The sequence below is a fragment of the Streptomyces sp. NPDC054872 genome (assembly GCF_053610705.1).
Map to the genome: position 1 here is coordinate 85,624 of NZ_JBSGYY010000005.1, position 21,686 is coordinate 107,309.

The 21,686-nt window shown below is 69.8% G+C and carries 19 protein-coding genes; 1 reads left to right on the forward strand and 18 read right to left on the reverse strand.

The features are described from left to right. Window positions 1-3: 3 nt before the first annotated feature. The 15 genes from ACWGIH_RS07790 to ACWGIH_RS07860 all read right to left on the reverse strand — a co-directional run bounded on the left by ACWGIH_RS07790 (window position 4) and on the right by ACWGIH_RS07860 (window position 14,089). Window positions 4-582, reverse strand: a complete 579-nt coding sequence (locus ACWGIH_RS07790; RefSeq protein ID WP_453447178.1) for a hypothetical protein — start codon at window positions 580-582, stop codon at window positions 4-6. A 30-nt stretch (window positions 583-612) separates the two neighbouring features. Beyond that, entirely contained in the window at window positions 613-1,260 is a 648-nt protein-coding gene (locus ACWGIH_RS07795; protein WP_453447180.1) for a hypothetical protein, read from the reverse strand. A gap of 11 nt (window positions 1,261-1,271) precedes the next feature. Further along, the gene (locus ACWGIH_RS07800) at window positions 1,272-1,817 is read right to left on the reverse strand and encodes a hypothetical protein (RefSeq protein ID WP_453447182.1); all 546 of its coding nucleotides are present in this window, start codon (window positions 1,815-1,817) and stop codon (window positions 1,272-1,274) included. Between the two features lie 19 nt (window positions 1,818-1,836). Beyond that, the gene (locus ACWGIH_RS07805) at window positions 1,837-2,427 is read right to left on the reverse strand and encodes a hypothetical protein (RefSeq protein WP_453447184.1); all 591 of its coding nucleotides are present in this window, start codon (window positions 2,425-2,427) and stop codon (window positions 1,837-1,839) included. A gap of 37 nt (window positions 2,428-2,464) precedes the next feature. Then, on the reverse strand, window positions 2,465-2,965 hold the full coding sequence (locus ACWGIH_RS07810; protein WP_453447186.1) for a hypothetical protein: 501 nt from the start codon (window positions 2,963-2,965) through the stop codon (window positions 2,465-2,467). A gap of 14 nt (window positions 2,966-2,979) precedes the next feature. Further along, complete coding sequence (locus tag ACWGIH_RS07815; RefSeq protein ID WP_453447188.1) at window positions 2,980-4,191, reverse strand: MlaD family protein; 1,212 nt, start codon at window positions 4,189-4,191, stop codon at window positions 2,980-2,982. Continuing rightward, window positions 4,191-5,342 carry an MlaD family protein gene (locus tag ACWGIH_RS07820; protein ID WP_453447189.1) on the reverse strand — a complete coding sequence of 384 codons (1,152 nt, stop codon included), beginning with the start codon at window positions 5,340-5,342 and terminating at the stop codon, window positions 4,191-4,193. Before ACWGIH_RS07820 ends, ACWGIH_RS07815 begins: the two co-directional genes overlap by 1 nt. After that, window positions 5,339-6,523: an MCE family protein gene (locus ACWGIH_RS07825; RefSeq protein ID WP_453447191.1), complete on the reverse strand. Its 1,185-nt coding sequence runs from the start codon at window positions 6,521-6,523 to the stop codon at window positions 5,339-5,341. Before ACWGIH_RS07825 ends, ACWGIH_RS07820 begins: the two co-directional genes overlap by 4 nt. After that, window positions 6,523-7,566 (reverse strand): MCE family protein, encoded by a 1,044-nt coding sequence (locus ACWGIH_RS07830; protein ID WP_453447192.1) that lies wholly within the window; start codon window positions 7,564-7,566, stop codon window positions 6,523-6,525. Before ACWGIH_RS07830 ends, ACWGIH_RS07825 begins: the two co-directional genes overlap by 1 nt. Continuing rightward, window positions 7,563-8,597 carry an MCE family protein gene (locus ACWGIH_RS07835; RefSeq protein WP_453447193.1) on the reverse strand — a complete coding sequence of 345 codons (1,035 nt, stop codon included), beginning with the start codon at window positions 8,595-8,597 and terminating at the stop codon, window positions 7,563-7,565. Before ACWGIH_RS07835 ends, ACWGIH_RS07830 begins: the two co-directional genes overlap by 4 nt. Next, window positions 8,594-9,913, reverse strand: a complete 1,320-nt coding sequence (locus ACWGIH_RS07840; protein ID WP_453447195.1) for an MCE family protein — start codon at window positions 9,911-9,913, stop codon at window positions 8,594-8,596. The genes ACWGIH_RS07835 and ACWGIH_RS07840 overlap by 4 nt, the downstream gene beginning before the upstream one ends. Beyond that, complete coding sequence (locus ACWGIH_RS07845) at window positions 9,910-10,740, reverse strand: MlaE family ABC transporter permease (protein ID WP_453447197.1); 831 nt, start codon at window positions 10,738-10,740, stop codon at window positions 9,910-9,912. The genes ACWGIH_RS07840 and ACWGIH_RS07845 overlap by 4 nt, the downstream gene beginning before the upstream one ends. A 3-nt stretch (window positions 10,741-10,743) precedes the next feature. After that, window positions 10,744-11,541, reverse strand: a complete 798-nt coding sequence (locus ACWGIH_RS07850; protein ID WP_453447199.1) for an MlaE family ABC transporter permease — start codon at window positions 11,539-11,541, stop codon at window positions 10,744-10,746. Then, window positions 11,538-12,554, reverse strand: coding sequence for an ABC transporter ATP-binding protein (locus tag ACWGIH_RS07855; protein WP_453447200.1), 1,017 nt, complete (start codon window positions 12,552-12,554; stop codon window positions 11,538-11,540). Before ACWGIH_RS07855 ends, ACWGIH_RS07850 begins: the two co-directional genes overlap by 4 nt. A 98-nt stretch (window positions 12,555-12,652) precedes the next feature. Beyond that, window positions 12,653-14,089 (reverse strand): DUF6801 domain-containing protein, encoded by a 1,437-nt coding sequence (locus ACWGIH_RS07860; protein WP_453447202.1) that lies wholly within the window; start codon window positions 14,087-14,089, stop codon window positions 12,653-12,655. A gap of 706 nt (window positions 14,090-14,795) precedes the next feature. Here ACWGIH_RS07860 and ACWGIH_RS07865 point away from each other — a divergent pair. Continuing rightward, window positions 14,796-16,037, forward strand: coding sequence for a PucR family transcriptional regulator (locus ACWGIH_RS07865; protein WP_453447203.1), 1,242 nt, complete (start codon window positions 14,796-14,798; stop codon window positions 16,035-16,037). 3 nt (window positions 16,038-16,040) lie between these two features. Here ACWGIH_RS07865 and ACWGIH_RS07870 read toward each other — a convergent pair whose 3' ends face one another. From ACWGIH_RS07870 to ACWGIH_RS07880, 3 genes are all read right to left on the reverse strand, one after another. Next, window positions 16,041-17,657 (reverse strand): hypothetical protein, encoded by a 1,617-nt coding sequence (locus ACWGIH_RS07870; protein WP_453447205.1) that lies wholly within the window; start codon window positions 17,655-17,657, stop codon window positions 16,041-16,043. Window positions 17,658-17,727: 70 nt separating this feature from the next. Next, entirely contained in the window at window positions 17,728-18,570 is an 843-nt protein-coding gene (locus ACWGIH_RS07875) for a lysozyme (RefSeq protein ID WP_453447206.1), read from the reverse strand. A gap of 234 nt (window positions 18,571-18,804) precedes the next feature. After that, the gene (locus ACWGIH_RS07880; RefSeq protein WP_453447208.1) at window positions 18,805-21,618 is read right to left on the reverse strand and encodes a glycosyl hydrolase; all 2,814 of its coding nucleotides are present in this window, start codon (window positions 21,616-21,618) and stop codon (window positions 18,805-18,807) included. Between the last annotated feature and the right edge of the window lie 68 nt (window positions 21,619-21,686).

A 21,686-nucleotide genomic window follows, 5' to 3' on the forward strand; every position in this document is an offset into this window, starting at 1 on the left:
CCGTTATCCGGCCGACGGTGCCGAGGGTCCGACACCGGGCAGGTTTTCGCACTCCGGCGCCTTGGCGAAGGCCTGCTTGAGGGCGGTGTCGGCACGGAAGTCGTGGGCGGGGCCTTGGTACCCGCCCGCCTTGTCCATGCCCTCGCCCGCCTTCTTCAGCGCCGCCTTCAGGGACTTCTCGTCGGTGACCTTGGCCTTCTTGAGTTCGGAGGTGGTGCCGGCGAGGCTGCTGCGGGCGCCGCGGAGGTTCTTGAGTGCTTTCTGGTACGTGGCATCGCCGCCGTCGACGGGCGGTGCGCCGTCCTGCCGCATCTTCTTGTCCAGCGCCCCCAGTTGCCGGTCGAGCGCCTCCATGAAGGTGACGACCTCCGCGTGATACTTCTTGGCGTCCTTCTGGTCCGCGGCGGGAAGCTTCAACTCGGACCCCACGTCCTGCACGCTGTCGCAGACGTCCGAGGCCCAGTCGACCTGCGGACCGTCGTCGACGCGTGAACTGCACCCGGCCACCGTCGCCGCGACCGCGGCCCCGAGGGCGGCGGACAAGAGCGCGGCGCTGAGCCGCTTGCGTCTGGTGTTCCTCATGCCTGACTCCCCTTCATGCCTGACTCCCCTTCACCTGCTGAACGTGTCGATGTTCGCGATCTGCCAGGTCCCATCCCGGCGGACCACGTCCACGGCGAACATCGCTGCCGCGTGCGTGGCCGAACCGCCCTTGGCGGTACTGGTGTTGCTCTGGTCGGCGAACACCAGGGCCCGGGCCCGCTCGCCGTCGATGACCTCGACTCCGCTGTGTGTGACCGTGGTGCTCAGGACGAGCTTCTGCCGCTCTCCCTGGGCGCGGACCCGCGCGAGCATTTCCCGGTGCTGGGCGACCGCCTTGCCGGTGAGGTACTTGTCCGCGGCCTTCTCGGTCCCGTCCGGGTCGGCGTGATCGTAGGAGAAGACCGCATCGACGGCCTGGCCGACCGTGCCCTTGACCTCGCTGGTGCGGGCCGTGTCGGTCAGCGCCGCATTGCGCAGGGCGGGCAGGTCCCGCGCAGCGCCGGCCCGGGTGTGGGCGAAGACCGCGAAGGCCGCGGCCAGTACGGCGATCAGCGCGAGCAGCACGGGCCAGGGCACGGGTCTGCGGCCGGTCCGGGCAGGCCTTTCCCGGGAAGTCGGGCGCGGACGCGGGGTCCGTGGTGCGGGCGGGGGTGTTTCGCGGGCCTTGACCGCGGCAAGACGCCGCTGCCGGTTGACCATATGGCGTGTCGTCGACATGGATCGGCCCCTCAGTCGGACGGAGTGTCGGTGGGCGTCTCGCCTGCGGGAGCCTGGCCGAGGCCGCTCAGCTTCCAGCCGTCGCCGGTGCGGGTGAGCTCGCCAAGGAGTCGGCTCTCCTTGGTGCTCGGCTTCTTCTTCGGCGGGTCGACGGTGATCCGCATCGCGATCAGGACTCCCGCCCGGCCCTCGCGCTCGTCCAGTTCGGTCACGGCCCCCGACAGCACCTCGGCCGTGGTGACCGTGCGGGCGGTGCGCACCTGCTTCTCGAACTCGGGCCTGCCCTTGCGCAGTTCGCCCAACAGGCTGCCGGTGGCCGACTGCTCCCAGGCGTCCAGGCCGCGCTCGAGGTCGCGATGGTCGAGGGTGTTCATGTTCAAGGCGGCCTGTTCGCCCGCCGCGAGGACCTCGTCACGGGTCTCCGCGAACCGCGCGGCGTCGTCGTGGGCCGCCGCGTACCAGGACGAGCCCGTCCAGCCGGCGAAGCCCAGGGCGAGGGCGGCCGCCGCGGAGGCGAGCGAGAGTCTCGTACGGTGTCGGGTCGTCGTACGTGCCATGTCTCTCTCCGGTGGTGCCCTAGCGGGCCTTGATGTCGGTGATCGTCCAGTGGCCGCCGGCCTGCCGCGCGGTGATCGAGAGCTGGGCGGCCGCGGTGGTCGCCTTGGCGCCTTCGCGCTTGGCCCGCTGGTCCAGGAAGACCAGCAGCCGCGCCGTGTCGCCGGTGAGTTCGACGGCTCCGGCCCGTATCACCTGCGTGGTCAGCGACAGCTTTTGTTCGGTGACTTGCCTGCGGAGCTTTCCGACCAGGGCCCGGTAGTCCTTGGCCGCCTTCCCGCGCAGCACGTCGTGCGCGCGCCGCTCGGTGGTGGCCAGGTCCTCGGGTGTGTAGGTGAAGACCGTGCTGAGTGCGTCGCTGATGTCGGCGATGACCCGGCGGGTCCGCTCGATGTCGGTCAGCGCCTGGTTGGCTGCGCCCGGTGCGTTCGCGCTCCGGTCGGTGAGGACCAGCAGGGTGCCGCCGGTCAGGAGCAGTGCGGCCAGGAGGAGTGCGGGCAGTGTGCGACGCCCGCGGCGACGGGGCGCGGGCCTGGCCTCGGTGTCCGCGTCGACGCCCTCGCCGGCCGTGTCGGCGTCCGCCGCACGGCGGGCCTTCAGTCCGGCGCTCATATGCATCGCCTCATTGCGCTGCTCCCTCTCATGTGGCTCATGTGGCGGTGACGGGGACCGAGCTCAGCGAGCTGAGTTTCCAGCCCGCCCCGCTGTCGTCGAGGCCCGCCTCGAAGCGTTTGCGGTCGGTGGTGGACTTGCCGGTGCGTGCGGTCACCTCGACGCGGACGGTGGCGATGACCTTCGCCGTGCCCGCCCGGCTGTCCAGGGAGATGACCGCCGCGTCGGTGACCGTGCCGCGGGTGCTGGTGCCCTCCTGTTCGAGGGCTTTGGCGCTGTCGTCGCCGGTGCGCCGCAGCTCGTCCGCGAGAGGCCCGTCCGCCGCCTTGGTCCAGGCGCGCAGCGAGGCCCGTACGTCTTTGCCGTCCATGGTGTTGAGCACCGCGATGTGCTTGCGGGCGGCGTCCAGGGCACTGTCACGCTCTCGGGCGTAAGCCAGGTCGGTGTCGGCCCGCGTGTGCGCGTACGTCCATCCCGAGAAGCCGCAGAACAGCGCCCCCGCCAGCAGTGCGGCCGCCCATGCGCTCCGTCGTCCCATGGCTCCCCGCTTCCTCATGACGCGCCCATCCCGAGCAGGCCGCCCAGGTCGGTGGGGCTGTCGGACGGCGCTTGGCGCTGCCCCGTCCCGTCCGAGCCGGGCCGGGCGGGTTCGGGCACACCGCCGCGCGGTGCGTTGCCCGAACCGCGGACGTTCTGACCGCTGCCGGGTCCTGCGGTGCAGGCAGCCTTGGTGTTGGCGGGGGCCGGTGAGGTGTCCAGGCCGTTGCGGTAGGTGGTGCCGCCGTATCCGGCGGTGCAGGGCAGCGGCTCGAAGAACGTGGTGATCATGCCGAAGCGCACGCCGTCGGGGCCGACGGCACTCGCTCCGGTGGAGGCGACCTGCGGGATGCGCACCATCAGTTCGCGGGTGCCGCGCTGGCGGGTCACCAGGAGCTCGGAGGTGGTGACGAGATTGGCCAGCACGACACTCAGGCCGGGGTCGGTGTCTTGCAGCAGGGCGGTGAACTGGGTGGCGGCCTGCGGGGTCTGGGCGATGAGACGGCGCAGGTCGGGGTCGGACTCCTTGAGCTGGGCGGCCAGTTCGGCGGCTCCGCCGGCGAAGGATTTCAGGGCGTCGGACTGCTCGTTCTGGGTGCGCAGGACCGTCTCGCCGTCGATGAGGAGCCGGGTGGTGGCGGGCAGGGACTTCTTGGCCGCCCGGATGAATTCGCTGCTGGTGTCGATGAGGATCTGCAGGTCCTGTCCGCGTCCCTCGAAGCTCTTGCCGAGTTCGTCGACGACCGTGCGCAGTGCGGCGGTGTCGACCGAGGAGGCCAGCCGGTCGACGCTGGTGAGTACGTCGGTGACCGGAGCCGGGGTCCGGGTGGCCCCGCGCGGGACGACCGAGCCGTCGGCGAGGAAGGGCCCGCCGTCGGTGCGCGGGCTCAGGTCGAGGTACTGCTCGCCCACCGCCGAGAGGTTGGCGACCTTCGCCTCCACGTCACTGGGGATCTTCGGCGCCGATTCCTTGATGCGGATACGGGCCTCGACTCCGTCGGGGGTCAGCTCGACGGCTTCCACGCGGCCGACGTCGACGCCCCGATAGGTGACGTTGCCGTGGCTGAACAGGCCTCCGGTCTCAACGAGTTGGACCTTGACCGTGTAGTAGTCGCGGGCGCCCACGTACCGCCCCAGATCGGCGTAGGTGGTCGCGATGTAGGACAGGACGAGGATGCCCAGCACCAGGAAGGCGATGTTCTTGAGGTGGGTGGCGCGGGTGAGCACTAGGAGTCGCCTCCTGAGGTTCCGGTGACCGCGGGCAGCGGCAGGGACGAGCGGGTGGCGGTGCCGCCCCCGCGGAGGGGTGGCACGATCTCCGTTCCGGGGGCGGCAGCGATCTTCAGGTAGACGTTGAGGTAGTCGCCCTTCACTCCGCTGAGCACTTCGTCCGTGAACGGATAGGTGAACATCACCTGCAGCGATTCGGGCAGGTCGGCGCCCGAGTCGGCGAGGTTCTTCAGGACCGGGGCCAGGGCCTTGAGGTCGGCCACCAGGTCGTCCTTGGTGCGGTCGACGGTGTCGACGGCGACCGTGGAGAGCGAGTCCAGGGCGCGCAGCATGCTCACGAGGGAGGAGCGCTGGTCGCTGAGGACCTTCAGGCCGGGCGGCAGGTCCCGCAGGATCTCGCCGATCTCGCGGTCGCGGGTGGCCAGGGTGGTGGAGAGCCGGTTCATGCCGTCGAGGGCTGCGGTGATGTGTTTCTTGTTCTTGTCCAGGCTCTTCGCGGTGGTGTTGATCTGCCGCAGCACGGAGCGGACTTCGCCCTCCTTGCCGCCGAGCGCCTTGTTCAGTTCGCGGGAGATGGTCTGGATCTGCTGTACGCCGCCGCCGCTGAGGACCATCGACAGGGCGCCGAAGACTTCCTCGATCTCGGGGTTGCGGTTGGTGCGGGCCAGCGGGATGACGTCCCCGTCGCGCAGCCGGCCCCGGTTGCCGGTGTAGGCCGCCGTGGTGCCGGTCCTGGTGTTCTGGAGGTCGGGGCGGGCGCGCATGTCCTGGGGGGCGGCGAGCTGCACGTACTTCTCGCCCAGGACGCTGGATTGCTCGAGATTGGCGTAGGCGTTGGCGGGCAGCCGCACGCCGCCGTTGACCTTGAGGGTGACGCGGGCGGCCCAGCCGTTGTCGGCGAGGGAGATCCGGCTCACGCGGCCGACCTCGACGTCGTTGACCTTGACCGCGGAGTGCGGGAAGAGACTGACGACGTCGCGGAACTCCGCGGTGACCTCGTAAGGGTGCTCGCCGAGGTCGGCTCCGCCGGGCAGCGGCAGATCCTGCAGACCGTCGAAGTCCGGCAGGCCGCCGGCGCCCAGGGCAAGGCCGAGCAGGGTCACGCTCAGGGAGAGGCTCATCGCGATGCGTGCGGTACGGCGCTTCATGACCGGCCTCCCCCGGCGTTGCCCGCCGTGCCGTACACGGTGCCGACCGGCGGCAGCGGCAGCACGGGCAGGCTCTTGGCCCGCTTCGGGGGGACGGCCACGAGGTCCTCGGCGCCGCCGTTTGTGGTGCCGCTCACCGGGGCCAGTTCGTTGATGTTGGCGCGGCCGTCGATGGTGCGGGTGCGCGGGTTGTACGCCTGGCCGAGGTTGGCGGCGGCCAGCGGCAGGACGTCCAGGGCCTCGGCCACCGAGGCCCGCTGCTCGACGACGGACCGGGTCAGGCCCGCCAGCTTGTCGACGTTCGACTTCAGGCGGCCCCGGTTGTCGCGGATGAAGCCCTTGACCTGGCCAAGGGCCGTCCCGAGTTCCTTGAGGGCGCCGGCGAGGTCGGTCTTGTCCGCGGCGAGGAAGCCCGCCACCTCGGACAGCTGCTGCTCGGCGCGGGCCACTTGGCCGTCCTTGCGCTTGAGCATGCTGATGAACTCCCCCAGCTGCTCGATGGTGGTGACGAGGTCGCCGCTGTTGCCGTTGAGCACGGCGGAGGCGCCGCCGAGCTGGTGGATGGTGTCGCCGATGTCCTTGCCGTTGCCGTCGAGGTTCTTCGCCCCGGCCTCGACGAGTCCCGCCAGGGCGCCGTCCTTGTTCGCGCCGTCGGGGCCCAGGGCGTCGCTCAGCTCGGTGACGCTCTTGAGGAGTTCGTCGACCTCGACGGGGGTCGCCGTGTGCTCGGCGCCGATGACGTCCCCGTCGCGGATCTGCGGGCCGCTGCTGTAGGCGGGGCTGAGCTGCACGAACCGTCCTGACACCACGCTGGGTGCGACCACGACGGCCTGCACCCGGGCGGGCACCTTGACTCCTTCATCCAGGGTGAGCCGCACCCGGACCTGTCTGCCCTCGGGCCGGATCTCGTCGACGCTGCCGACACGCACCCCGAGGACCCTGAGGTCGGATCCTTCGTGGACGGCGACGGCCCGGTCGAAGTAGGCGGTGAGGTGTTTGCCGTCCCCGCCGCGCGCGAGGGCGGTCACCCCGACGATGCCGCCTGCCGCCAGGAGCGTGAGGACGATGAGGATGGCGGTGAGCCGTCCGCCCCACAGGGCGCCGGTGGCATCGGAGATCCGCTCGCCGATCCCTTGTCGTGCGTGTCCGGGTGCGCGCTCGAGTGTCGGTGTGCGGGCCATCAGCGTCCGCCTCCCTGTTTCGGCGGCATGCATCCGCCGGCCGGGCCGGTGCCCGCGGGCAGGTAGTCCTTGGGGACCAGGCCGCACAGGTAGCCGTCCATCCAGCGTCCGTTGCCCAGGGTGTTGCCGACGAGCCGGTAGTAGGGTCCGGCGGCGGCGAGGGCCTTGTCGAGGTTCTTCTGGTTCTTGCTCAGGACGCCGGTGACCCGGTCGAGCGCGGCGAGCGCGGGACCCAGCCGGTGTTCGTTGTCGCCGACGAGGCCGCTGATCTCGGTGCCGAGGTCGCGGGCGCCGGTGAGCAGCGCGTGGATGGACTTGCGGCGGTGTCGTACCTCTTCAAGGAGCAGGTTGCCGTTGTCGAGCAGCCGCTCGAACTGCTTCTTCTTGCTGTTCACCGACGTGGTGAACTGGGCCGAGCCGTCGAGGAGTTCGGACAGGTCGTCGTTGCGCGTGGAGACGGTCCGGGAGAGCGCGGAGAGGCCTTTCATGGCTTTGCGGACGTGTGGCGGAGTGTGTTCGAAGGCCCCCGAGACGGCCTTGAAGCTCTTGGCGAGCTGCTCCTCGTCCAGCGCACCGGTCGTGCGGCTCAGGCCGTTGAAGGCCTCCATCACGTCGTACGGAGAGGTGGTGCGGCGGGTGGGGATGCGCTTGCCGGGGTCCTGTTTGCGGCTGCCGAGCGGATCGACGGCGAGGTACTTGGCGCCCAGGAGGGTTTTGATGGCGATGCCGATGGTGCTGCGGTCGCCGATCCAGGCGTCCTCCACCTTGAAGGTGACCTTCACCTTGGGGCCGTCCAGGGCGACGTCCTCCACCTTGCCGACACGCACACCGGCGATCCGCACCTCGTCGCCCGCCTTGAGCCCCACCGAATCGCGGAAGTCGGCGGTGTAGCGGGTGCCGCCGCCGATCACGGGCAGCGATTCGGCGTTGTAGGCGAGCAGCCCGATGAGCGTCATGGCGAGGAGCCCGGCCAGGGCGACGGACACCGGGTTGCGCTCGTTGACGGGCTTGATGCGGGGGCGCCGCAACCGGGGCAGCTTCATGCGCGACACCTCGCATCCTTGATCGCGAGCCCGGTCGGCGGCGGACTGTCGTCGTAGGTCGAGACACCGCTGACCTTCGCCTCGCAGAGATACAGGTTCAGCCAGGAGCCGTAGGAGGCCGTCCGGGAGAGGGCGGCCATCTTCTGCGGTGTCTTCTCCAGGAAGTTCTCGACCAGGGGCTCATTGTCGGCGAGGGTCTTGGACACCCGCCCCAGATCACGGATGCCGTCCTTCAGGGGCGCCCGGCTCGTGCCGAACAGATCCGCGGTGCTCACGCTGAGCTTGGCCAGCGAGTCGACGGACCGGCCCACGGTCCTGCGGTCATCGGAGAAACCGGAGACCAGTTCCTCGACCGTGCCGATGAGTTCGGTGAAGCCCTTCTGCCGGGTGTTGACCGCTTTGAGGACGCGGTTGAGGTTGCTGATGACCTCCCCGATCACCCGGTCCTTGGCGGCGACCGTGGTGGTCAGCGAGCCGACGGTCGCAAGGAGGCTCTCGACCGTGCCTCCCTCGCCCTGCAGGACCTGCACGATCGACCCGGCGAGCTCGTTGGTGTCCTTCGGGGAGAGCCCCTGCATCAACGGCTGGAACCCGTTGAACAGTTGGGTCAGGTCGAGCGCCGGGGTGGTGCGGCTGAGCGGGATGGTCTGCCCCGGCTCCAGGCTGCGGCCGACCGGTCCCGCGCCACGGCGCAGATCGACGAAGCGCTGCCCGAGCATGTTCAGGTACTTGATGGACGCCGTGGCGGAGGCAGGCATCCTGCGCTGCCCCTCCAGCGTGAACTCCACCTGCGCATAGCGGCGTTGGACGATCTCGACCGAGGACACCTGGCCCACCTCCACTCCGGCGATGCGCACCGAGTCGCCCTCGTTGAGCCCGGTGGCATCGGTGAACCAGGCCTTGTAGCTGCGGGTGCCTCCGACGTCGCTGCCCGAGACGCTCAGAGCGAGCACGGTGGTGGCCAGGGCGGTCACCACGATGAAGATCAGCGATTTGACGGCGGGGCCGGTCAGGCTGCGCTGTCCGCTCACTTCAGCTTCACCTCCGCCCCGCGGAAGGCCGGTCCTGCGAGCACGCTCGACCAGTCGGGCAGGGAGCCGCGCCGGTCTTTGTCCGATGCGGCGAGCAGTTCGGTGACAAGGGCGTTCTCCTGGGGCGAGTTGGCCACACCGAGCCCGCCGGGCACCCCGCTCAGGGTGGTGGCCGTGCTCTGCTGCGCGGCGTACGAGCCGCCCGTGTAGGGGACGGGGTAACAGCGCGGCCCGCCCCCTGCCTCGTAGCGGGGCGTGTCCCGGCCCGGCGCGTAGGCACCGCGCGAGGGGACGACCCGCACATCGACGCGCAGGCCCGGCCTGTCGGTGCCCTTGCCCAGGGCGGCGTCCATGGCCGGCACGAAGTCGGCGACCGTGCTCAGGGTGCAGGGGAAGGCGGGCGCGTACTGGGCGAGGATCTGCAGGGTCGGGCGGCTGGTGGCGGTCAGCCGGATGAGGTTGGCGCGGTTGCCGCGCAGCCAGCTGCCGGTCTCCTGGGAGCTGCTGGTGACCGACGCGTACAGCGTGGAGAGGTCGGCTCGCTGGGCGGCGATGGTGGCGCTGGTGGTGGTGGCGTCGTGCAGAGCGTGGACCAGCTCGGGGGCGGCATCGGCATAGGTGTCGCTCAGTTCGACGAGGTGCTTGATGTCGCGGTTCAGGGAGGGCAGATGGGGGTTGAAGTCCTTCAGGTAGCCGTTGAGCTCCACCAGTGACTCGCCGAGCTTCTGCCCCCGTCCTTCGAGGGCCTGCGCGAGGGCGGACAGCGTGGCCGACAGCTTCTGCGGCTGTACGGCGGTCAGCAGGGGCAGCAGGTTGTCGAGCACCTGCTCCAGCTCGACGGCGCTGCGGCTGCGGTCCCGCGGGATGACACTGCCCGCGGCCAGCGGGCGCGCCGAGGGTTGGTCGGGCGGGACCAGGGCCACGTACCGCTGCCCGAACAGGGTGGTCGGCAGCAGTTGGGCCCGGACGTCGGAGGGAACCCGGCCGATCTTGTCGGGCTGCAGGGCGAGAGTGAGCCGTGCGGTGCGGCCGCCCGTTTCGATCTTCTCGACTTCGCCGACGACGACGCCTCGCAGCTTGACCTCGGCGTGGGGGTGCATCTCGCTGCCGGCGCGGCCCGTCTCGACGATGACGGTCGCGGAGTCGGTGAACTCCTTGTCGTACACGGCGATCGACAGCCACACCAGCAGGGCGGGCACCACGAGGTACACCACTCCGGCGAGCCGTCTGCGGCGGGCGAGGGCGCCCTCCGTGGGACGCGTGCGCACCGCAGGTGTCGCCACCGGGCGCGTCAGGGTCTTCGGCGGGGCGCTCATCCGGCCACCTTCACCGTGGTCGTGGCGCCCCACAGCGCCAGACTGAGGAAGAAGTCGGTGACGCTGATGAGCACGATCGCGGTCCGCACGGAGCGGCCGACGGCCACCCCCACCCCGGCAGGGCCGCCCGAGGCGCGGAAGCCGTAGTAGCAGTGCGCGAGGATCACGAGCACGCTGAAGATCAGCACTTTGAGGAAGGACAGGAGCACGTCCGTGGGGACCAGGAAAAGGTTGAAGTAGTGGTCGTAGGTGCCTGTGGACTGCGAGTTGAACAGCACGGTCGTCGCCCGTGAGGCCAGGTAGGAACCGAGCAGACCGATGCCGTACAGCGGGATGACGGCGATCGCGCCGGCCACGATGCGGGTACTGACGAGGAAGGGCGTGGAGCGCACGCCCATGCTCTCCAGGGCGTCGACCTCCTCATTGATGCGCATCGCACCCAGCTGGGCGGTGAACCCGGCGCCGACCGTGGTGGACAGGGACAGGGCGGCGACCAGCGGGCCGATCTCGCGGGTGTTGAAGTAGGCGGAGACGAAGCCGGTGAACGCGTCGGTGCCGATCTGGCTGAGCGCCGCGTAGCCCTGCAGGCCGACGACCGTGCCGGTGAAGACGGTGATGCCGATCATCACGCCGACGGTGCCGCCGATCACCCCGAGGCCGCCGCTGCCGAAGGCGACCTCGGCGAGCAGCCGCTGGATCTCCTTGGGGTAGCGGCGCACGGCGCGCGGAATCCAGATCAGCGCCCGCAGGTAGAAGAGGAGTTCGTCGCCGGGCCGGTCCAGCCAGGCGAAGGCGCGGCTCTTGCCGTCGCGTTGCGTCAGGGCCATGGGTCACAGCCCCTTCGGGGGGACGAGCTGCAGGTAGACGCCCGTCAGGACCATGTTGACGAAGAAGAGGATGAGGAAGGTGAAGACGACCGACTGGTTGACCACGTCGCCCACGCCCTTGGGGCCGCCCTTGGGGTTCAGTCCGCGGTAGGCGGCCACCACACCGGCGATGAAGCCGAAGATCAGCGCCTTGAACTCGCTGATGTAGAGGTCGGGCAGCTGGGCAAGGGCGGAGAAGCTGGCCACGTACGCGCCCGGGGTGCCGTTCTGCATCACGACGTTGAAGAAGTAGCCGCCCAGGGTGCCCACCACGGAGACCAGGCCGTTGAGGAGCAGCCCGACCAGCATCACCGCCAGTACGCGGGGCACGACAAGGCGCTGGACGGGCGAGACGCCCATGACCCGCATGGCGTCCAGCTCCTCGCGGATGGTGCGCGAGGCGAGGTCCGCGCAGATCGCCGACCCGGCGACGCCCGAGATGAGCAGGGAGACGATCAGCGGGCTTGCCTGCTGGATGATGACCAGGACGCTGGCGCCGCCGGTGAAGGCCTGGGCGCCGAACTGCTCGATCAAAGAGCCCACCTGGAGGGCGATGACCGCTCCGAAGGGGATCGTCACCAGCATCGCGGGCAGGATCGTGACGCTGGCGATGAACCAGAACTGCTCGACGAACTCGCGCCACTGGAAGGGCCTTTTGAACATCAGCCGGAGCACGCTGACGGCGAGCGCGAACAGGTGCCCGATCTCGCGCAGCACGCCCAGGCCCGGCAGAGGCTGACGCGGGGCGGAAGGCGCGCTCATGTGGCCGCTCCCCTGACCACCCGGGGCGCGGCGAAGGTGGGGGCGTCGCCCTCGCGCAGGCTCGCCTCGACGGCGCGGCGGGCCGCGGGCGTCAGTTCGTGCAGCATGCCCTGGACACGCTCCCGGCGCCGGCGCACCGCCTGGCGTTCGGGCAGCCCGGGAGTGGGCGCCAGTTGCGGCACGATGGTGCGCTCGGCGGGAGGCCCGGCGACGATGCCGTGCGCGGCCTCCAGGTCCAAGGTGGCCTGGTCCTTCTCCTCGGACATGCCGATGGGCCCCGCCCTGCGGGCGCTGAGGAACTGCTCGACCACCGGCTCCTCACTGGTCAGGAGCACCTCGCGCGGCCCGAAGGTCACCAGGTTGCGGCGGAAGAGCATCCCCATGTTGTCCGGGACGGTCGCCGCGATGTCTAGGTTGTGGGTAACGATGAGCATCGTCGCGTCGATCTCCGCGTTGATGTCGATGAGCAGCTGCGAGAGATAGGACGTGCGCACCGGGTCGAGCCCCGAGTCGGGCTCGTCGCACAGGATGATCTGCGGGTCGAGCACAAGGGCCCGGGCCAGGCCCACGCGTTTGCGCATGCCGCCCGATATCTCGCCGGGCAGCTTCTTCTCGGCGCCCGCGAGGCCGACCAGTTCGAGCCGCTCCATGACGATGCGGCGGATCTCCGATTCCTTCTTGCGGGTGTGCTCGCGCAGCGGGAAGGCGACGTTGTCGAAGAGGCTGAGCGAGCCGAAGAGCGCGCCGTCCTGGAACATCAGGCCGAACAGTTTGCGGGCCTCGTACACGTCCCGCTCGCGGCTGTTGACCATGTCGACGCCGTCGATGAGGACGTGCCCCTGTTCGGGGCGGACCAGGCCGACGATCGACTTCAGGAAGACCGTCTTGCCGGTGCCCGACGGGCCGAGCATCACGCTGACCTCGCCGCGCGGCAGGGTCAGGGTCACGTTCTGCCAGATGTTCTGCTTGCCGAACGACTTGGTCAGTCCTTCGACGACCACTTCGACTCCCATCGCACCTCCTTGCTCAGAGTTCGGGGTTGCTCGTGGTTCAGGTCTCGGCCTCGTGCTCGTGGCCCTGTGCTGTCGCCGTGTTGCGGCTCGCTCGGCGGTCAGAGATCGGGAAGCTCCGGGATCTTGCAGACCGATCCGGCGCCGCAGACGCGCCCCTGGCGGATCTTCAGGGCGTTGCCGGGCCCGGAGACCGCCCCGGAGAGCAGCGCGTCCAGGTCCTCGCCGTGCGCGCCGCACCCCGAGAGTGCCGGGATGGTCAGCTCGCCCTGCAGCAGGCCGCCCGCGCTGACCGGGTAGCTGCCGGTCAGTTCCGTCTCGACGGGCCGCGAGGTGCGGCAGCGGGGCCCGACGTCCAAGGGCACCCCGTTGATCCGTACGTCGAACAGGCGCAGATGCTGGCGGTAACCGACCCTGGTCACCGGCGGCTTGCCCGGCCGGATGATGTTGACGATGGTCGCCGGTTCGGGCTCGAAGCGGACCTTGGCGGTGATCGGCTGGAAGCCGAAGGTGAGGAACGTGCCCTCGGTGTCGGGAAGTTGCATGACGCCCAGGTGGTCGTACTCGACGTAGTCGGGCGCCCTGACCTCGCGCATCCGCATGGCCAGATGCATCAGACCGACCCGCTGCGCGCGCGGGTCGTTGACCAGGGCCGAGCTCTTGAGTTTGCGCAGGGTGGCGAAGCCCGCCGGTACCGCGCACATCGAGGTCGGTTCCAGCTCGCTGACCTCCCCGCCCGGCGGAACCGCCGGCAGCCGCTCCGGGTCGAGCTTGCCCTGGGGCGGCGCTGCGGGGCAGGCGCCGGTGGCGGCGCGGGGTTGCGGCCCGGCTTCGATCCCCTCGGAGGTATCGCGCGGGGCAGCGCTGTCCGGGGCGGTGAAGTCGCTGGGCGGCGCCGCGGGCGTTCCTGAGGCGGGCGCCCCGACAGGAACGGCCGCGAGCAGCGTTTCCGCATCCCTGGCCGGGGTGCAGGTCAGCTCGGCCCGGGCGGACCGCGGGCCCGCGTCGCCGGTGCCCGCACCGGCGACGGCAGTGAGAGTGAGGTCCAACTCCCCGGCCGTAAAAGTGACATCGCCCGCGGAGCCGACCGTCACATAGGGCACGTCGCCGCCGAGGCCGATCTCAACGGCGCCCCGTGCGGGCAGCCGCACCTCGGCGGAAGCCAGGTCCGCCCAATCGGCTTGCGCCCGCTCGCGCCCCTGGGCGACCGTCGTGGCCAGCACAGCCGTCCCCGCGACCGATGCCGTCCCTGCGGGCAGCAGCTCGGCCACGACCGGCCGCGGCAGGATCATCTCCACACGCGCCTTCGTGGGCCTGATCGGTTTTCCGACCGTGCCCCGCTCGGGAAACGCGGCGCTGAGGGCGACCTCGACCTGCCGGGTGCCCGAGGGCAGGGCGCAGTCGTACGCGGCCGTGAGCTCGGCCTCCCGCTGATCCCGCGCGACAGAGCCCGAACCGGGCAACAGGCCGAGCACACACGCCGCTACGGCGACCGCGGCCACCCGTGCGGTGCGCCGACCGCTCAGGGCACCAGTCATCGCTGCTCTCCGATCAGAGGGCGGACCCCGCGGCAGGGGGGCCGCCGCGGGGTCCGATGGAGTGGTCCTCACGTGGTCCGGGAGGAGCCTGGACCATTTGCGCGAAGGGGCATCCGCACACGAAGGACCGAAGCAGGCATCGGGCAATACCGTCCAATAAGACCCGATCCGCTTCCTGTTCGACTTTCGAATCGGACCTTACGCACGGGTAACTGAACGGCGCAACGGCCGAATTGGAAAAGCACCCCGGCCCGAAAACACCAGGCATTTACTTGTCCCCGGCACAGCAAATCCGAGAGCGACTTCGTCCAGAGATGAGTACTCAGCGCCCGGCCTCTTGACGAAGGACGGACCCACCTCTCCTCACCCGAACACAACCCATGACGGGCACCCACTTTTGTCACCCTGACAACAACCCGCGGAAGAGGTTCATCCCGCGATGAGCACTCCCCTGCAGACCTCTTGACGGACCCCGCTCAAGCAGGGCGCCCTGAACACGGCACCAGCGGAATGGTGTTGTCCGAAAGAGAGTGATGGGCAGGGTGCACACGGGCTGCCCATGGTCTACCGTGCCAGGGGTTCCACAGCGCCAAGATCACTTATGACCCGCCGCCGGCCGGCGACCACCGGGGTCCTCGGGGACCGATGCCGTCCCCGGACACTACCGGTCAGCGGATTCGATCACGGGCGGAGTTAGGGGAGTTCCATGACTACTGCATTAAAGGCGGGGGACGCGGGACATCCAGCGTCCACCCTCCCCCGCGAGTTCGCCGCGATCATGCGCCCAGAACTGCCCGGACTCATCCAGGAAGTCATCGAGGAGATCCACCGGTCCTACCCCGAATACGCGGAAGTCCTCGACGGCCCCTATTCCCGGGCCGTACATCTCATCGTCGAGCACAACCTGACGAGCTTCGTGGATCAGGTCGCCTCCCCGGACACCTCCACCGTCCAACGCGACAAGGTGTGCCGCATGTTCGGCCGCTTCGAGGCCTACGAGGGCCGCAGCCTGGACACCATGCAGGCCATCTTCCGGCTCGGCGCCCGGCTCGCCCTCAACCGGGCCAAGGGGGTGCTCCGGCGGCTCAACCTGCCGGCCGGCCTCATGCTCTCCTTCGCCGACGCCCTGCTGGCCTACGTGGACAACCTCATGGAGGTCTCCCGCGAGGGCTACCAGGAGGCGCGGGCGGAGATGGAACAGGGCCAGGACATCCAGCGCCAGCGGCTCCTGAAGCACCTCCTGTCCGATGTGTCCGTCCCCCGGGCGACCCTCGTCGAACTCGCGGAGCGCGCCAAGTGGCAGCTGCCCGACGAGGTCACTCCGATCGCGTTCAGCACGGAGGGCCGACCCGACCGGGGCGCCATCGCCGAGGACGTCCTGGTCGACCTGAGCTCCTCGCTGCCGCACGCCCTGATCCCCGGAGCCGTCGACGAACACCGCCGCGCCTTCATGGACGCGGCCCCGCACACCATCCGCGCAGCCGTGGGACTGACCGTCCCGCTGGCGGACGCGGCGGAGTCCTTACGCTGGGCCCGAAGAGCCCTGAGCCTCTCCGAGGCGGGCGTCCTGGAGACCGCCTCGTACATCCACTGCCAGGACCATCTGGTGGCCCTCTCCCTCTTCGCCGACCCCGGTCTGATCTCGGCGCTCGCCCGGCAGCAGCTCGCCCCCCTGGCGGGCCTCACGGCCAATCAGCGCGACCGGCTCATCAGCACCCTGCGCGCGTGGCTCGACACCCGCGGAAATGTCCTGCAGATGGCCGATGCGCTCCACCTGCACCCGCAGACGGTCCGCTACCGGCTGCGCAATCTGGAGAAGGTCTTCGGCGACCTGCTGGCCTCACCGGACGACCGGTTCGCCACCGAACTGGTCCTGCGCGCCTTGGAGTTGCGCTCCCGCAACAGTGCTACGGCTCGCCGACCGGGGCCGCAGCCCGTCACCGGCTGACCCTCAGGAAGGCGAATCCGCGCCGGAGTGCGCATCAGAGCCCACAGCCAGGTGACTCGTCCTGATCAGCCGCCCCTCCGCCGTGCCGATCACCAGGTCACCGTCCGGACCGGCACTCAGGCAAGTCGGGGTGTAGAGGTGTCCGCCATGGGTGAGCGCCCTGCGTCCCACCGCCGTGCCGTCCGCCGCGCGCAGCGTGAGCAGCTCGCAGGCGCCGGCTGCGGTCACGGCGTGGACGAGGCCGCCGTGCACATCAACTCCGGTGACCTGCGCGTCGAAGTGGTGGGCCCAGGCCACAGCGCCGCCCGGGTAGGCACGACGTACGAGGTGGGTGCCGTCGCGCGCCGTGCATGTGTGGACGATCCCTGGCCCGGCCTCGTCATCGACGTACACGGCGGGACCGCCGCGCAGGAAGGGGCCGAGGGAGTCGTCCCAGGCGAGCGGGAACAGTCGCTCGATCCCGTTGGAGTCCGCCCGCACGACCCACTTCTCCAACAGCTCCGCCCTTACGTCCGCGGCACCGACGCCGTACAGGAAGAGCAGATGCGGCGAGTGCCGCACCGGGAAGTCGTAGGAGCTGCCGCTCTCCCCCAGCGCCAGGGTGGCCAGCCGTCGCCCGGAAGGCGTGAGTACGACGCTCTCGTACGGCGGCCAGTTCGGTCCGGGGAACAGTTCCCTGGAGTCCCGGGCCACCCAGGCACCGTCCGTGCGCGCAGCGATGGCGGCCGGGAAGTCGTAACGCAGTTCGGCGAGTTGGGTGCCGTCGGCGAGGGCGAACCGGCGCAGCAGGGTGCGCCGGTCACTGCTGTCGCCCTCCAGAACGGTGACCCAGACGCTCTCCTCGTCCGGTGTGACGTACCAGCGACAGCCGTTGCGCTGAAACGGGCTGTCGTCAGGCATCGGCACCGACCATTGCAGGTCGCCGCGCGGCGACCAGCACTCCACCAAGGCGCCGCCCGACGATGTGACCAGCATCCGGCCATCCCCCAGCACCTCCACCAGGGACGTTCCGGTCCGCCGTGCCCAGGCGCGGCCCTTTTCGGCGGCGACGCCGGCAAGGTAACGCTGCGGCTGTTCGATGCCCGGGCCCTTGATGCTGCCCCAGTCGACCTCCACCGGTGTCTGCGGCCAGGAGACCTGCGCCGCGAGCACGTCAGCGGTAACGCCGTGCCAGTCGTCGCGCTCGACGGCGGAGCGCGTGTACGTCACTCGGCCCAGGTCCTCGAAGTCGATGACCGGGCGAGCGCACGTCACCTCCAGGCAACGCGCGTCCCGCCAGCGCAGAGCGGTGACGCCGGCCCCGGCGACGGCCACGTCGACACGGCGCCGGGTCTCCACTGCGTACAGGTGCAGTCCGCCCCGGAGTTCGAACTCATCCCCCTCCTCGGTGCCCACGGCGAGCAGCGGCAGGACGGGATGGAAGGTGAGACCCTCGACGCTCTGCCCCCACACGATCTGGTCCCACAGAGCGAGATCGCTCGTACGGTAGACGACAACCCGACCCAGACCTCGGCGGCCGCTCGCGTGGCAACTGACGGCGATCCAGCGGCCGTCCGCACTCACGTCGGTCGTGTACGGGTGGCCTATCTCAGGGAACGGGTCATCGGGTATGAGGTGCACCGCAGGAGCGTATCGTTCGAAGATCCTTGGCAGGCGGACGAGCCAGCGCGCCCACCTGCGGGACCGTCGGTCAGCCGGTCGCCAGGGCCTTCAAGCGGCTAAGGTCCCCGTTGAACCGGTCGTGGTCGCCGACCGTCGGTCCCTTTGACGTGTACTGCCAGATGGTCTGGTACTTCCATCCCCCGGGCAGGGCTCCGACAGACGAACCGTAGCGCGGCACCCACAGCGGATTGGTCTTGCCGAACCCGGTGTAGTTGCCGGTGCAGGTCTTCCACCAGTTGGTGGACGTGTACAGGACGACGTCACGGCCGGTCTTGGCCTTGTAGGTCCTGAAGAAGTCCCTGACCCAGTTGACCATGCCCTGCTTGCTCAGTCCGTAGCAGGTGGCTCCGTAGGGGTTGTACTCCATGTCCAGCGCGCCGGGAAGGGTCTTGCCGTCCTTGGACCAGCCACCGCCGTGGGCGAGAAAATAGCGGGCCTGGGTGGCGCCGCTCGAGGTGTTGGGGGTGGCGAAGTGGTAGGCGCCACGGATCATGCCGACTTTGTACGACCCGGTGTACTGCTGGGTGAAGTACGGGTTCTTGTAGCTCTTGGACTCGGTGGCCTTGACGTAGGCGAACCTCACCCCGGACCTCCACAGCGTGGGCCATGCGACCTTGCGCTGGTGACTGCTGACGTCCACGCCCTCGATGCCTCCGGCTGCGGCGAGTCCGACGCCGCCCCTGGTCGTTGCCTCATGCTTGAGGATCTGGGAACCGGCGTAGTCATCTTCGGGGTGAGAGGGCTCGGGTGCCGGCGGTGCGGCACTTGCGGTACCGGACAGCGCCAGAGCGAGAGCACACGCTCCGCCACCCAGAGCGGTGAGGACAGTCGACATCCGGCGAGGTGTACGGGCGGGCACAGACACAGACATGAGACTCCTCCTCGGGGGAACGCTCAGCCTGCATGGAGGCAGGGGCCATCCACCGAGGGGCGCGCGGAGAACCCCTCTCACGTCACCTGAACCGCCCTACGGTGCAACTCCTCTCCCCCACGGAGAGGACACTGGCGCGGCTGACCGAAGAGGAGCCGGGAAGCCGCCGAACCCGCGTCGATCTCGCAGGTCCGGCGGCATGGTGAGGATTGGGCTGTCCCTTTCCGTCGCTCGCTACTCGTAGGGAATGACCACCACGGTGTCCGCGGCCCCCGTCTTCAGCTTCGCCGTGCCGTTGCCGATGGCGTTCCAGACCTCCAGGCGGACGCTGCCGCCCTTCAGCTCCCCGAGGCTGCCTGTGGCGGACTTCAGGCCCTTGGCCTGGGTGTACTCCTCATAGCCGGTGACCGGGTCACTCGCGAAGTACTGGTACGTCTCCACGCGGTCGTACGTCCCGTCGCCCGTCAGGTCGTAGGAGACGCGGGCCTGCTGGCCGAGGGCGACGGTCGTTCCCGCGTCGACCTGGAGTCGGAAGCCGGTCGCGCTGCCGGACTTCACCTTGCCGTTGACGTTCTTGATGACGTAGGTGAGGGGCTGGTTCGGGCTGCCGTCGTGGTTGGCACCGCCGGCGGAGGCGATGGTGTCGGATCCGGTGGTGGTGGACGTCGAGGTGGTGAGGGCCCCACCGGTGGTGAGGCGGAAGGTATTGCCTGTGGGCGGGTCGGTGGGATCCTCCGGATCCTCGGGGGCGGTGCCGTTGCCGGAGGCCGTGGAGCGGGCCGGGACGGTCAGTTTGCCTCCGTCGGAGAAGGTGACGGTGACGGACGAGGAGGTGTAGTTGTGGGCGGCATAGGTGCGGGTGGTGCCCTTGGTGAAGACGGCGGAGGTGGAGATGGACCCGGTCACCGAGGGGGTGGGGGTGCCGAGTGTGTCGAGGGTGGTGAGCCAGTGGTAGGTGTGGGCCTTGGATTCGCCGGCCTCGGGGGTGTAGGAGCCGTTGCCCGCATCCCACTTGGACTTCGCGGCGGCGGGATCGGCCAGGGACTGGAACTCCCAGAGGATGTCGCGCCATTCGACGGCCGGTCCGCCGTTCTCGCGTTCCATCTCGGCGAGGTTGCGCTTGATGGCGGCCGGGTGGGCGGCCAGGTGGAGGGAGGAGCCGGAGGTGATGGGCAGGGCGTTGATGCCGTGGATCTCCTCGGGGTTCGCGGTCCACCAGGTGGAGTAGGCGCCGCCGCTGCCCCAGACCATGCCGACCGTGTCGTGGCCGAAGCCGGAGGGGAAGACCTGCTCGTCGGCGTCGAACCAGTACTGGGCGATCGCTTCGGACTCGGTGGTCAGGAGATGAGAGCCGAGGTCGCGCAGTGAGGCATCGCCGGTCGCCGATCCCCAGAGGACGAGCGCGGCGCTGAGCTGGGTGGACTCGGAGGACGACTCCTGGTTGTTGCCGGCGGCGAAGCCCTGGTGGCCGGAGGCCCAGCTGTGGCCGGCGTAGACGTCGAAACCACGCAGGAAGGGGTAGGCGGAGTCGGTGCGGGAGGGGTTGGCGGTGTCTCGGATCAGCGTCTTGACCATGCCGCCCCAGGCGGAGTCGGCGGCCCAGGCCTGATCGTACTGGGCGACGATGGCGGCGGCGTAGATGTAGTAGCCGTAGTGGAAGTGATGGTCGTTGAGTTCGGCGTCGCTGCCGTACGAGGCCGGGTAGCCGATCAGGGTCCGCCAGTCCTTGTCGTAGCTGAACTCGTGGCCGCCGCCTGCCGTGAACCACGCCTGGAGCTTGCCCTTGAGCAGGCCGATCAGCTTGTCACGGGTCGCGGTCTGGCCTATCTGGTCGGCGACCGGGACCAGTTGGGCGAGACGACCGAGGGCCTTGCCCGTCCAGTACGTGTCGGTCGCGCCGTTGAACGGGTCGGAGGCGTTCGCGACGTCGTTGAGGTAGCCGGTGAGACGGGCCTTGTCCACGGCGGAGACGGACGGCAGCGTCGGCAGGACCGGGGACGCCTTCTGGGTGGTGGAGAAGGAGGCGCCCTCGCGAACCTTCATCGTGCCGCGCGGGGAGACGTAGGTGAGGTTGGTCAGCGCGGAGTCGGTGGCCTGCCACTGGTGGCGGTAGAGCGCCTGGAGGGTGCCGGTCTCGGTGCCCTCCTTCGGGGTGGTTTCCAGGGCGTAGGTGGCCTTGGTCTGGCCGGATGCCGTCGACGACCAGGAGACCTTCGAGCCGGTGACGAACGAGTACGCGTACTTCTTGTAGGTGGCGAGGTCGCCGGTCGAGGGGAGGACGGCGACGGAGAAGTAGTTCTTCGCCGAGGTCAGGGGCGCGGTGAGGGTGGAGCCGGAGATGGTCCAGTCGGTGCCGGAGGGGGCAAAGAGCGCGTAGTGGTGGCCGCCGACGGTGATGCCGATGACGTTGCCCTGGTCGGAGAAGACGGTGGGCGCGTTGGCGGTGGTGACACGGGCGTCACCACCGGAGCCGGTCGCGTAGACGAAGGGCAGGCCGTGGCCGATGGTGGTGCGCAGGGTGCGGGTGCCGTCGGACCAGTAGGGGGTGACGGTCCAGTCGGACCAGGAATCGGCTTTGGTGTCGGGCGAGTTGAGGCCGGTCAGACCGAGGGTGAGGTCCCTCTTGTGGGCGTACTCGTACTGGCGGCCGTCGCCGACGACCGCGGCCGAGGTCGGGTAGCCGACGTCGAGACCGCCTGAGGCCGCCTGGTAGGTGAGGGGGTGGCCGTACATCGGGGTGGAGTACGGGTTGTCCGGGTAGCGCTGGAAGGCAAGCGAGGACCACCAGTCGTTGGTGGGTACGGGCTTGTCCTTGGCGGCGGCGGTGACCTTGGGGGTGACGGCGCCGCCGACGTTGTTGGTGGGGCCGACGGTGCCTGCCGGGCGGGTGTCGGAGTAGCTGCCGGAGCCGACCGGAACGGTGGCGGCGGAGGCAGGCGCGGCGGCCAGGGCGACCAGGCCGGTGGCGGCGAGCGCGGCCGAGGCGAAGCCGGCGACGGCGCGTCTGAGGGGTGGCCACACGCGGGACGTGCGGCGGTTGGTGGGCATGGGGGGCAGCTCCTCGAAGTCTTGACCGGAACGCCTGCTGAGAGCGCTCTCAGGCGCGGTGAACGTAG